Annotated in this window: 6 protein-coding genes; 5 read left to right on the top strand and 1 reads right to left on the bottom strand. The window is 72.8% G+C overall.

The genetic code is table 11. The features are described from left to right. The first annotated feature begins 203 nt into the window (after positions 1-203). Both uvrA and ACFYWL_RS17025 read left to right on the top strand, forming a co-directional pair. Positions 204-3,149: an excinuclease ABC subunit UvrA gene (gene uvrA / locus ACFYWL_RS17030; protein ID WP_386973403.1), complete on the top strand. Its 2,946-nt coding sequence runs from the start codon at positions 204-206 to the stop codon at positions 3,147-3,149. A gap of 171 nt (positions 3,150-3,320) precedes the next feature. Then, on the top strand, positions 3,321-3,791 hold the full coding sequence (locus ACFYWL_RS17025) for a Rieske (2Fe-2S) protein (RefSeq protein WP_386973401.1): 471 nt from the start codon (positions 3,321-3,323) through the stop codon (positions 3,789-3,791). 51 nt (positions 3,792-3,842) lie between these two features. Here ACFYWL_RS17025 and ACFYWL_RS17020 read toward each other — a convergent pair whose 3' ends face one another. Further along, positions 3,843-7,088, bottom strand: coding sequence for a penicillin acylase family protein (locus ACFYWL_RS17020; protein WP_386973398.1), 3,246 nt, complete (start codon positions 7,086-7,088; stop codon positions 3,843-3,845). 226 nt (positions 7,089-7,314) lie between these two features. On the opposite strand from ACFYWL_RS17020, the gene ACFYWL_RS17015 reads away from it, so the two are divergent. The 3 genes from ACFYWL_RS17015 (at position 7,315) to ACFYWL_RS17005 (ending at position 12,983) form a co-directional block, all read left to right on the top strand. Then, entirely contained in the window at positions 7,315-8,658 is a 1,344-nt protein-coding gene (locus ACFYWL_RS17015; protein ID WP_386973395.1) for a jacalin-like lectin, read from the top strand. Positions 8,659-8,668: 10 nt separating this feature from the next. Beyond that, positions 8,669-10,612, top strand: a complete 1,944-nt coding sequence (gene uvrC, locus ACFYWL_RS17010) for an excinuclease ABC subunit UvrC (protein WP_386973393.1) — start codon at positions 8,669-8,671, stop codon at positions 10,610-10,612. Positions 10,613-10,754: 142 nt separating this feature from the next. Then, entirely contained in the window at positions 10,755-12,983 is a 2,229-nt protein-coding gene (locus tag ACFYWL_RS17005) for a S8 family serine peptidase (RefSeq protein WP_386973390.1), read from the top strand. The last annotated feature ends 12 nt before the right edge of the window (positions 12,984-12,995 follow it).

The raw sequence follows: 12,995 nt of genomic DNA, 5'->3' as shown, positions 1-12,995 counted from the left end.
CGGGCCGGGGCCGTGACGGGGCCCGGCATGACCGGGTTGAGCTGGGGGAATGTGCGGGCGCGGAAAGTTGTCGTACCTCGGGGCTAGAGTTGCCGAGGCGCTTCTTCTGCGCCCGCACGACCGTTCGGGGCCGTCCCGGAAGCCTCCCGGCCGCCCCGAGCGCCCAGATCCTCCTCGCCTTCTTCACCGGGAGTACACGGACAGTGGCCGACCGACTGATCATCCGTGGCGCGCGCGAGCACAACCTGCGTGACGTCAGTCTCGACCTGCCCCGGGACGCCCTGATCGTCTTCACCGGGCTCTCCGGGTCCGGCAAGTCGAGCCTGGCCTTCGACACCATCTTCGCCGAGGGGCAGCGCCGCTACGTCGAGTCGCTGTCGTCGTACGCCCGGCAGTTCCTCGGCCAGATGGACAAGCCGGACGTCGACTTCATCGAGGGCCTCAGCCCCGCCGTCTCCATCGACCAGAAGTCCACCTCGCGCAACCCGCGCTCGACCGTCGGCACGATCACCGAGGTCTACGACTACCTCCGCCTGCTCTACGCCCGCGTCGGCGAGCCGCACTGCCCGGTCTGCGGGGAGCGGATCTCCCGGCAGAGCCCGCAGCAGATCGTCGACCGGGTCCTCGCGATGGCCGAGGGCACCCGGTTCATGGTGCTCGCGCCGGTGGTGCGTGGCCGCAAGGGCGAGTACGTCGACCTGTTCGCCGAGCTCCAGGGCAAGGGCTACGCGCGGGCCCGGGTCGACGGCGTGGTGCACCCGCTGACCGAGCCGCCGAAGCTCAAGAAGCAGGAGAAGCACACCATCGAGGTGGTGATCGACCGGCTCACCGTCAAGCCGGGCGCCAAGCAGAGGCTGACCGACTCGGTCGAGGCGGCGCTCGGCCTCTCCGGCGGCCTGGTCCTGCTCGACTTCGTCGACCTCGCCGAGGACGACCCCGACCGCGAGCGCCGCTACTCCGAGCACCTGGCCTGCCCCAACGACCACCCCCTCGCGATCGAGGACCTGGAGCCCCGGGTCTTCTCGTTCAACGCGCCCTACGGCGCGTGCCCCGAGTGCACCGGCCTGGGCACGAAGAAGGAGGTCGACCCGGAGCTGGTCGTCCCCGACCCGGAGCGCACCCTGCGCGAGGGCGCGATCCAGCCCTGGTCGTCCGGGCACAACCTGGAATACTTCCTGCGCCTGCTGGAGGCGCTGGGCGAGGCCGAGCACTTCGACGTCGACACCCCGTGGCGGGCCCTGCCGGCGCGGGCGCAGAAGACGATCCTGCACGGCTCCGGCGACCAGGTGCACGTGCGCTACCGCAACAAGTTCGGCCGCGAGCGCTCCTACTACACCGGCTTCGAGGGCGTGGTGCAGTGGATCGAGCGGCGGCACACCGACACCGAGAGCGAGTGGTCGCGGGAGAAGTACGAGGGCTACATGCGCGACGTGCCCTGCGCGGCCTGCGGCGGCGCGCGGCTCAAGCCCGAGGTCCTCGCGGTCACCCTGGCCGGCAAGAGCATCGCCGAGGTGTGCAACCTGTCGGTGGGCGAGTGCGCCGAGCTGCTGGCCGGCATCGAGCTGACCGACCGGCAGAAGATGATCGCCGAGCGGGTGCTCAAGGAGATCAACGCCCGGCTGCGGTTCCTGCTCGACGTCGGGCTGGACTACCTCTCCCTGGACCGCCCGGCCGGCACCCTCTCCGGCGGCGAGGCGCAGCGCATCCGGCTGGCCACCCAGATCGGCTCCGGCCTGGTCGGCGTGCTCTACGTGCTCGACGAGCCGTCCATCGGCCTGCACCAGCGCGACAACCACCGGCTCATCGAGACGCTGGTGCGGCTGCGCGGGCTGGGCAACACCCTGATCGTCGTCGAGCACGACGAGGACACCATCCGCACCGCCGACTGGATCGTCGACATCGGGCCGGGCGCGGGCGAGCACGGCGGGCGCATCGTGCACTCCGGGTCGGTGCCGGACCTGCTGGCCAACCCCGAGTCGGTGACCGGGGCGTACCTGTCGGGCCGGCGGGAGATCCCGACGCCGAAGGGCCGCCGGCCGCAGACCCCGGGCCGGGAGCTGGTGGTGCACGGCGCGCGGGAGCACAACCTGCGCAACCTGACCGTGTCGTTCCCGCTGGGCCAGCTCATCGCGGTCACCGGGGTCAGCGGCTCGGGCAAGTCGACGCTGGTCAACGACATCCTGCACGCGGTGCTGGCCAACCAGATCAACGGGGCCCGGCACGTGCCGGGCCGGCACACCCGGGTCAGCGGCCTGGAGCACGTGGACAAGGTCGTCGGCGTCGACCAGTCGCCGATCGGCCGCACCCCCCGGTCCAACCCGGCGACGTACACCGGGGTCTGGGACCACGTCCGCAAGCTGTTCGCCGAGACCACCGAGGCCAAGGTCCGGGGGTACGGTCCGGGCCGGTTCTCGTTCAACGTCAAGGGCGGCCGGTGCGAGGCGTGCTCCGGCGACGGCACCATCAAGATCGAGATGAACTTCCTGCCCGACGTGTACGTGCCGTGCGAGGTGTGCAAGGGGGCCCGCTACAACCGGGAGACCCTGGAGGTGCACTACAAGGGCAAGACGGTCTCCGACGTGCTGGAGATGCCGATCGAGGAGGCGGCGGAGTTCTTCTCGGCGATCCCGGCCATCCACCGGCACCTGAAGACGCTTGTCGACGTCGGCCTGGGCTACGTCCGGCTGGGCCAGCCCGCGCCGACGCTCTCCGGCGGCGAGGCGCAGCGGGTCAAGCTCGCCTCCGAGCTACAGAAGCGCTCCACCGGCCGCACGGTCTACGTGCTCGACGAGCCGACCACCGGCCTGCACTTCGAGGACATCCGCAAGCTGCTGATGGTGCTGGAGGGGCTGGTCGACAAGGGCAACACGGTGATCACCATCGAGCACAACCTCGACGTGATCAAGACGGCCGACTGGCTGATCGACATGGGGCCCGAGGGCGGCCACCGGGGCGGCACGGTGCTGGCCACCGGCACCCCCGAAGAGGTCGCCGAGGTGCCCGAGAGCCACACCGGCCGGTTCCTGCGCCCGGTGCTCGGGCTCGACGGGGAGGCCCGGGGCGCGAAGGCGGCCACCGGGCGGGCCGCGAAGGCCAACGGCGTCCCGGCCCGCCCCCGGGCCCGCAAGGTCGCGGCGGGGGCCCGCTGAGGCGACCGCGCACGCGGAAGGGGCGTCCCGGGTCCTCCGGGGGCGCCCCTTCCGCGCCCACGCCAAACGATCACTGTGGTCGATTTGTTGAACCTTCAGGCACAGTGATCCGTGGACCCCAACGAGGCCCGGGGCCCCCTCGGAACCGGGCAGTCGACAGAGAGGCCAGACATGAGTGACGAGCAGGTGCAGACCGGGCCGGCCACGCAGACGCGGCGTGCCCTCCTCGCCGGTGCCGGCGCGCTGGGCGCGGCGGTCGTCCTGTCGGCGTGCGGCGGCGACGACTCCGACGACTCCGCCGGCGGCGGCCCCGCCCCGAGCGGCGGCGCGGCGGCGACCGGCGGCGCGGGCGACTCCGGCGCGCTGGCCAGCACCGCCGACGTCCCGGTCGGCGGCGGCCTGATCCTGGCCGCGAAGGGCGTGGTGATCACCCAGCCGGAGGCCGGCACGTTCAAGGGCTTCGACCCGATCTGCACCCACCAGGGCTGCCCGGTGTCGAACGTCGACGGCGGCACCATCAACTGCACCTGTCACATGAGCAAGTTCTCCATCACCGACGGCTCGGTGAAGTCGGGCCCCGCCACGACGCCCCTCGCCGCCAAGGAGCTCAAGGTCGACGGCGACCAGATCACCCTCGCCTGAACCGGCGGCGGCCGGCCCGGGTCACCCCGGACCGGCCGCCGCCGTCGCCCGTCAGCGGGCGTAGACCGACATCTCCCACAGCGAGAACCCGTAGGTCGTGCCCCGGGTCAGGCCCCGCATCCGCACGTACCGCGCGGTCTCGGCCGGAAACGCGACCACGTCGGTGCCGCCGTCGCCGGCCGTGGTGGACCACGCCGTGCGCCAGGCCGTGCCGTCGGCGGAGACCTCGATCCGGTACGACCTCGCGTACGCCGACTCCCAGGCCAACGCCACGCGGCCCACCGGCCGGGCCGAGCCCAGGTCGACGGTCAGCGTCTGGTCGTCGGCCCAGGAGCTGGCCCACCGGGTGCCCAGGTCCCCGTCGACGGCCTTGCCGGCGGCGTAGCCGAGCTGGGCGCTCGACGCGGTCACCGCCCTCCCGGCGGCGAGGTTCGACACGTCGTCGCCGCGCCGGGCCGGGAACGACACCACCTGCTGGTAGGTGGGCCGGTTCTGCCAGGCGATCGGGGCGTGCTTGATCCCGCCCAGCGGCGACTGGACGATCGTGTCGGCGCACCACTGGTCGCCGGCTGCGCAGGTGGAGTCGCCCGGGTAGGTGGTGGTGGCCGGGGTCGCGGCGGCGGCCTTCAGCGTGTCGAGCAGGATCTGCCGGCAGCCGGCGAGGGCGCCGCCGCCGCAGTAGGTGCGGCCGAGGCCGCCGGCGACCGGGTCGCCGAGGACCGCCCGCAGGTCCTTGTCGACGTACCCCCACCAGCCGTACTGGAACGACGAGCCCTTGTGCGCCTGGGCCTCGTTGGCGGACGTGGGCAGGGTCGACTTGTCGCCCTGCTGGTGGCCGGAGGGGGACTCGTTGATCTGGAGGGCGTTGATCAGCGCCTGGTAGAGGTCGGGGCCGAGCTGGTCGCGGAACATGCCCCGCACCAGCAGCGGCCACCAGGCGTCGAAGGTGCGGATCGCGTCGGCGTGCTGGTAGACCTTCGAGCCCTTGGCCGTCTCCACCCGCAGCGCGCCGGCCTGCCGCCACGCCTTCAGCTTCGCGATCTCGGCGGCCAGGGCGGAGTCGCCGACGGGCTGGCTCTCCAGCACCCGGATCAGCTCGTCGAGCACCTCGACCCCGCGCAGGTCGGTCACACCGGCCCGCTCCACCAGCTCGGTCAGCGTGGCCCGGTCGTACTTCTTCCCGGCGGCGATGCCGGCCTTCAACGGCTTGTCGAGCAGGTCGCCCCGGTGCACCGCGCCGAAGCTGAAGTTGCCGTCGGCCCCGCCGAAGTCCTTGGCCTGCTTGTTGTTCCAGCTCACGTAGTAGTCCTGGTCGACGGAGTTGGGGTGGGCCGAGCGCGGCGCGTAGCTGGCGGTGTTCGTGTCGGGCTGGAAGCCCTGCCACTCGTACGCGGGCTCGGCCTTCATCGGCAGGTTCGGGTTGGACCCGGCGGCCCGCAGCGGGTTGAGCCCGGAGTTGAAGTACGCCGACTGGGTGGAGTTGACGTAGAACCAGTTGAACGCGTACTCGACGTTGCCCGCCGAGGCGAGGAAGGCGTCGGCGGTGCCCATCTGCGTCGGGTCGTTGAACATCTGGAAGCCGATCGCCGAGTCCGCCTCGTGCCGGTAGGTGGAGCGGAGGTGGGTGAACGCGTGCGGCCTGCCGCCGACGGTGCCGCGCCAGGCGACCAGGCCCAGCTTCGTGCGCCACGCCACCAGCTTGTACGAGCCGGCGGGCGTGGTGTCGGCGGCCGTCGGCTTCCACTTGTTGGTGTGGGCGAGCTGCTCCATCGCAACACACTGCCCCCGGAAGAGGTAGTGGTCGCTGGCCAGCGTCGGCGTGCTGCCGTCGGTGGCGCACAGCGGCACCGCGTACGTGTCGGTGATGTCGTGGATCGACGAGGTGGCGCTCCAGGCGTAGTCCTGGCCCCGGCCGAGCAGCACGTAGAGGTTGAGGCCGGCGAACGCCGCGCCCCGGGCGCTGATGCCGGGGCCCTGCAGCTCCTGGATCATCAGCAGCTGGGGGGAGAAGTAGCCGGTCTGCGGCCCGAACACCGCCACCGGGTGCCCGGTCGCGGAGTTGGCGGCGGAGACCACGGCCGCGTTGGACATGCCCCGGTGGGCCGGGTCGATGGTCAGCCCGGACAGCGCGGCGGCCAGCTCCGAGCCGCTGCTGCCGGTGGCCCGGCTGGCGGCGGAGCCGGTCGGGTCGGTGAAGATCGGCTCGACCTTGGCCGTGCCGGCGTCCGGCAGCGCCACGCTCGCCGCGTCGGGGGAAGCGGAGCCGTAGGGGAAGCTCTGCCCGTCGTGCAGGGTCAGCACCGTCTCCGGGTCGTTCTGGTTGCGGAAGCCCGCCCACACCTTGTCGCCCTCGGTCGGGCCGTACTTGGCGCGGGCGGCGATGCGGACCAGCGCGGACTGCATCTCGGTGCCGCCACCGCCGCCGAACAGGCCGCCGACGACGCCGGCGATGGCGATGAGGTCGGTCATCGTGAACGGCTCCGGGCCGCCCTCGTTGGTGATCGCGTCGAGGTGCCCGGTGAGGACGTACTCGCCGGGGCAGTTGCGGTTGGCCATGCACACGCCGATGTAGGCGTTGACGCCCGCGACGTACTCCTGGACGTCGGCGTAGAGCTGCTCGCCGCGCGGGCCCTTGGCGCGCAGCGCCTCGACCTGCGCCGCCAGGTCCGCCTCGGTGTACGGCGAGTTGCGCCAGACGCTCTGCTCCAGCTCCCGGTTGCTGGGGGCCCCGCCGGCGAACGGGGTGAGGGTGCCCCGGCCGACGTGGCGCATCAGGTCCATGGTGAACAGCCGGTCCTCGGCGCCGACGTAGCCGGCCCCGTACATGGTGCCGCCCCGGGTGGTGCCGGTGACGTGCGGGACGCCGGTGGCCCGGTCCCGCACGACCCGCACGTCGGCGCGGGGCGAGTAGTCCCGCTCGACCTGCCCGGACGGCACCCCGAAGGAGGCGTCGTTGAAGAAGTTGCCGATCTGCTCGGGGCGCAGCCCGGCGTAGCCGTAGACGAGGTCGGCGTACTTGCCGAGCTGGTCGGCGGAGTGCCGGGGCAGCGTGCCGAGGGTCTGGTTGGCGAGGATCTCGACGAGGGTGGCGCTGCCGTTCTGGCCGGGCGGGACGATGTCGCCGCACTCGCCGAGGCAGTAGTCGTTGGCGGCGAAGGCGCTGGTGAGGACGGGTGCCTTCGCGGCGGCGCTCGCGGGCGTCGTGGTCGGGGCGGGCGCGGCGACGAGCAGGGCGGCGACGCCGACGGCGGCGGTCGCGCCGGCCAGCAGGCGACGCGGGGCGGTGGGACGGGGCATGGTGATCCTCCGCGGGGTGGGGATCATGACGGGGGTGACGATCATTACATGAAGAACATTCAGTTACCGGATGGTAGGCGTCCCGCCGCGAGATTGGAAGACGTCAATCAGCATGTCGCGCGCCGGTTACCCGTGAGTATTGAACCGGCCGGGTTCCTTGGATAACCTTCGATGCCCCGGGCTGGTGCCGGCCATACCGGACCCCACCGTCTGGAAGGGACGTCGGATGAGACCCACCCGCCTGCTCGCGTCCGCGGCGCTGCTGGCCGCCCTGCTGCCCCCGGCCGCGCCCGCCCTCGCCGCCCCCGCCGGGGTCGCGCCCGTCCCCACCACCGCCGCCTCGGGCGGCTTCTCCGTGCTCACCTACAACGTCGCCGGCCTGCCCGAGCCGCTGTCGGGCGGCAGCCCGGCGACCAACACCCGCCCCATCGGCGAGCGGGTCAACGCCTACGACATCGTGCACGTCCAGGAGGACTTCAACTACCACGCCGACCTGTACGCCACCGACCGGCACCCGTACCGCACCGCCACCAGCGGGGGCGTGCCCTTCGGCGACGGCCTCAACACGATGTCGAACTTCCCGGTGTCGGACTTCGTCCGGGTGCGCTGGGACGACTGCCACGGCACCGACTGCCTCACCCCGAAGGGCTTCAGCCGGTCCCGGATCCGGCTCGCCGAGGGCGTCTACGTCGACTTCTACGACGTGCACACCAACGCCGGCAGCGACGAGCCCGACCTCGCCGCCCGCCGGTCCAACATCGACCAGCTCTCCGCGTACGTGCAGGCGAACTCCGCCGGCAACGCCGTGATCGTGGCCGGCGACCTCAACGTCCGCTACACCCGCGCCGGCGACAACATCCGCGACCTCGTGGCGGCCAACGGGCTCGCCGACGTGTGGGTGCAGCAGGAGCGCGGCGGGGTGCCCCCGGCCGCCGGCAGCCCGGCGCTGACCTGCGACCCGGCCAACGTCACCAACGCCTGCGAGGTCGTCGACAAGATCCTCTACCGGGGCAACCGGCTGATCGACCTCGACCTCGTCCGCTACCACAACGAGCACGCCGCGTTCCTCGACCCGGCCGGCGCGCCGCTGTCCGACCACTACCCGCACGCCGCCTGGTTCTCCTGGACCCTCGCCGACGGGCTGCGCGCCAGCGACACCTGGGGCGGCCCGCACGGTGCCCCGTTCACCGACCTCGACGCCGTCGGCCCGCGGGTCACCGCCGTCTCGCTGCGCGCCGGCTCCCGCCTCGACCAGATCGGCGTACGCCTCGCCGACGGCGCGAGCCCCACCCACGGCGGCACGGGCGGCACCCCGGCCACGCTGACCCTGGCCGACGGCGAGTACGTCGACCGGGTCACCCTCACCCAGGGCAGGAAGGACGGCCGGACCCGGATCTTCTCCGTCCGGCTTACCACCAACCTCGGCCGTACCCTGGCCGGGGGCACCCCGACCGCCGACGCGGTGACCTTCACCGCCCCGCCCGGCGGCCGGCTCGCCGGGTTCTTCGGCCGCAGCGGCAGCGAGGTGGACCAGCTCGGCGTGCTCTGGAGTGTCGGGGCGGGCGGCTAGTCTTCGGAGCGTGGCTGACCCGTCGACCTACCGCCCCGCGCCCGGCACCATCCCCGAGGCCCCGGGGGTCTACCGGTTCCGCGACGGCACCGGCCGGGTGATCTACGTCGGCAAGGCGAAGAGCCTGCGCAGCAGGCTCAACTCCTACTTCGCCGACCTGTGGGGGCTGCACCAGCGCACCCAGCAGATGGTCACCACGGCCGAGTCGGTCGACTGGGTCACCGTGGGCACCGAGGTCGAGGCCCTCCAGCTCGAATACACCTGGATCAAGCAGTACGACCCCCGGTTCAACGTCCGCTACCGCGACGACAAGTCGTACCCGTACCTCGCCGTCACCCTCGACGAGGAGTTCCCCCGGCTCCAGGTGATGCGCGGGGCCAAACGCAAGGGCGTGCGCTACTTCGGGCCCTACTCGCACGCCTGGGCGATCCGCGAGACGCTCGACCTGCTGCTGCGGGTCTTCCCGGCGCGGACCTGCTCGGCCGGCGTGTTCAAGCGGGCCGGGCAGGTCGGCCGCCCCTGCCTGCTGGGCTACATCGGCAAGTGCTCCGCACCCTGCGTCGGCAGCGTCACGGCCGAGGAGCACCGGGGGATCGTCGACGGCTTCTGCGAGTTCATGGCCGGGCGCACCGACACCATGGTCCGCAAGCTCGAACGCGAGATGACCGAGGCCAGCGAGGCGCTGGAGTTCGAAAAGGCCGCCCGGCTGCGCGACGACGTCGCGGCGCTGCGCCGGGCCATGGAGAAGCAGACCGTGGTGCTCGGCGACGGCACCGACGCCGACGTGGTCGCGTTCGCCGACGACCCCCTGGAGGCCGCCGTCCAGGTCTTCCACGTCCGCGACGGCCGGGTGCGCGGCCAGCGCGGCTGGGTGGTGGAGAAGACCGAGGACCTGAGCGCCGGCGACCTGGTGCACCACTTCTGCACCCAGGTCTACGGCGGCGAGCAGGGCGAGGCCGACGTGCCCCGCGAGCTGCTGGTGCCCGCCCTGCCCGCCGACGCCGACGCGCTCGCCGACTGGCTGACCGGCCGCCGGGGCAGCCGGGTGTCGCTGCGGGTGCCGCAGCGCGGCGACAAGCGGTCCCTGCTGGAGACGGTGGAGCGTAACGCGTCCGACGCCCTGGCCCGGCACAAGCTCAAGCGCGGGAGCGACCTGACCACCCGGGGCAAGGCCCTCGACGAGATCAGCGACGCGCTGGGCATGCGCACCTCGCCGCTGCGCATCGAGTGCTTCGACGTCTCCCAGATCCAGGGCACCGACGTGGTGGCCAGCATGGTCGTCTTCGAGGACGGCCTGCCCCGCAAGAGCGAATACCGCCGGTTCATCGTCCGGGGGGCCACCGACGACCTGTCCGCCATGTCGGAGGTGCTGCGCCGCCGCTTCGCCCGCTACCTGGAGGCCCGCGCCGAGACCGGGGAGCTGGGGGAGGAGACCGCCGCCGACCCCGACCGGCCGGGCATCGACCCGACGACGGGCCGGCCGCGCCGGTTCGCGTACCCCCCGCAGTTGGTCGTGGTCGACGGCGGTGCGCCGCAGGTCGCGGCGGCGGCCCAGGCGCTCGCGGAGCTGGGCGTCGACGACGTGGCGCTGTGCGGGCTGGCCAAGCGGCTGGAGGAGGTGTGGCTGCCCGACGACGAGTTCCCGGTCATCCTGCCGCGCACCTCCGAGGGGCTCTACCTGCTGCAACGGGTGCGCGACGAGGCGCACCGGTTCGCCATCACCTTCCACCGGCAGCGCCGCTCCAAGCGGATGACGGAGTCGGCGCTCGACTCGGTGCCCGGCCTCGGCGAGGTGCGGCGCAAGGCCCTGCTGCGCCACTTCGGCTCGCTCAAGCGGCTCGCGGCGGCCTCGACCGAGGAGATCACCGAGGTGCCCGGCGTCGGCCGGCGCACCGCCGAGGCGATCACGGCCGCCCTCAACCCCGGGGCCCCGCCCGCCGCCGACGGCAGTTAGCGTCCGGCGCAAATAATTGACGTCAATCTATGGCGTCGAGGGTGTCCGTGTGTCCATGATGTCGGCGGTACGGCCGTCCGCGTGCGCGCCCGGCGCGTGACGGGCCGGGGCCGCGTCGCGCACGTCGTCTGGGGAGGCAACCATGACACCGGCAGGACGCCGCAGGACCTCCCTGCTCGGCACCGTGGCCGCAGCGACCGTGCTGGCCCTCGCCGCGACCGCCCCGGCGATCGCCGCCCCGGCCGAGGGCGAGATCGCCGCCGGCGGCCCAGACGCCGTGGCCGGCTCCTACGTCGTCGTGCTGCGGGACGCCGCTGTCTCGGCCGACGCCGTGCCCGCCACCGCCCGCCGCCTCGTCTCCCGGCAGGGCGGCCACGTCGGGCTGGTCTACCGGCACGCCCTGCGTGGCTTCGAGGCCCGGCTGTCCGAGCGGGGCGCGCGCCGGCTCGCCGCCGACCCGGCCGTGGCCTCGGTGACGCAGAACCGCACGGTGTCCGCGTCCGACGTGCAGACCCCGACCGCGTCCTGGGGCCTCGACCGGATCGACCAGCGCGCGCTCCCGCTCGACAACTCGTTCACCTACCCCCGCGCCACGGCGGCCGTGCGGGCCTACGTGATCGACTCGGGCATCAACCTCACCCACGGCGAGTTCGCCGGGCGGGCGGTGTCCGGCTGGGACTTCATGGACAACGACGCCGATGCCACCGACTGCCAGGGCCACGGCACCCACGTGGCCGGCACGCTCGGCGGGTCCACCTTCGGGGTGGCCAAGCACGTGCAACTGGTCGCCGTGCGCGTGCTGAGCTGCACCGGCGGCGCCTGGGCCTCGCAGGTCATCGCCGGGGTCGACTGGGTCACCGGCGACCACGACCCCGGCGAGCTGGCCGTGGCCAACATGAGCCTCGGCGGCGCGGCGTACGCGCCCATGGTCGAGGCCGTGCGGCGGTCCATCGCCGACGGCGTCACCTACGCGGTGGCCGCGGGCAACGAGAACGGCGCCGACGCCTGCACGACCACCCCGGCCTCCGTGCCTGAGGCGATCACGGTGGCCGCCACCGGTCCCAACGACGCGCGTGCCTCGTTCTCCAACATCGGCACCTGCGTGGACCTGTTCGCGCCGGGCGTCGACATCACCTCGGCCTACATCGGCGGCACCGCCACCACCCGCACGGCCTCCGGGACGTCGATGGCCAGCCCGCACGTCGCCGGGGCCGCCGCGCTGATCCTGGCCGAACACCCGACGTACACCCCGGCCCAGGTGACCCAGGCGCTCCTGGCCGACGCCACCATCGGGGTGGTGACCGACGCGGGCGTCGGCACGCCGAACCGGCTGCTGCACGTCGACCCCACCACCCCGGTCGACGACTTCACCCTGACCGCCACCCCGGCCAGCGTGACCGTCACCGCTGGTGGCACGGCCACCACCACGATCGCCGGCAGCGTCACCAGGGGCGCGTCCCAGCCGGTCGCGTTGGCGGCCCGGGGCCTGCCGGCGGGCGTCACGGCCACGTTCCAGCCCGCCGGCATCTCCTCGAACGGCAGCACCACGCTCACGATCAGCACCGCGTCGACGGCGCTGGCCGGCACGTACTCCGTCACGGTGATCGGCACCGGGACCGCCGCGATCCGCGCGGTGGCCATCCAGTTGCGCATCGACGACCCGGCCGCCTGCGTCCGCTCCGACGGCACCGATCGGGCGATCACCGACTCCCAGAACCTCTACGCCCCGATCACCGTCACCGGCTGCCCCGGCAACGCCGCCCGCAACAGCACAGTGGAGGTGCACATCGACCACTCCGTGATCGGTGAGCTCGACGTGCGGCTGATCTCGCCCCGCGGCACCTGGTACTTCCTCATGGACCACACCGGCGGGGACAGCGACCGCATCGACTACACGTTCACCTACGACCTGTCGGCCGAGCCGGCGAACGGCACCTGGAACCTGTACGTCAGCGACAACCTGGCCCAGGGCACCGGGTTCCTCGACTCGTGGAAGATCAACCTGGCGGGCGCGGACCTGCCGGCCCCCGCGTGCGGCGGGGTCGCCACCGCCGACGTGCGGATACCGGCCTTCGGCACGGTCGAGTCGCCGATCAGCGTGCCCGACTGCGGCCGGGCCCCGTCGACCACCAGCTACGTCGAGGTCAGCATCGCGCACCAGTACGGCCGCGACCTCCAGATCTCCCTCGTCGCGCCGGGCGGACAGGTGGTGCTGCTCAAGGAGAGCCTCGTGGGGTCGTACAAGGCGAACGCCCGCGAGGCCTACATCGCCGACCTGTCGGGGAAGCCGACCCGTGGCACCTGGAAGCTGCGGGTCGAGAACGTGGCCGGCTACGAGGGCCTGATCGAGGGCTGGAAGCTGACCCTCTGACGGCGCTTCAAC

This window comes from Micromonospora sp. NPDC002575, from assembly GCF_042889525.1.
In the GTDB taxonomy this organism is placed as follows: domain Bacteria; phylum Actinomycetota; class Actinomycetes; order Mycobacteriales; family Micromonosporaceae; genus Micromonospora; species Micromonospora carbonacea.
This window is presented reverse-complemented; position numbering and strand designations above follow the sequence as displayed.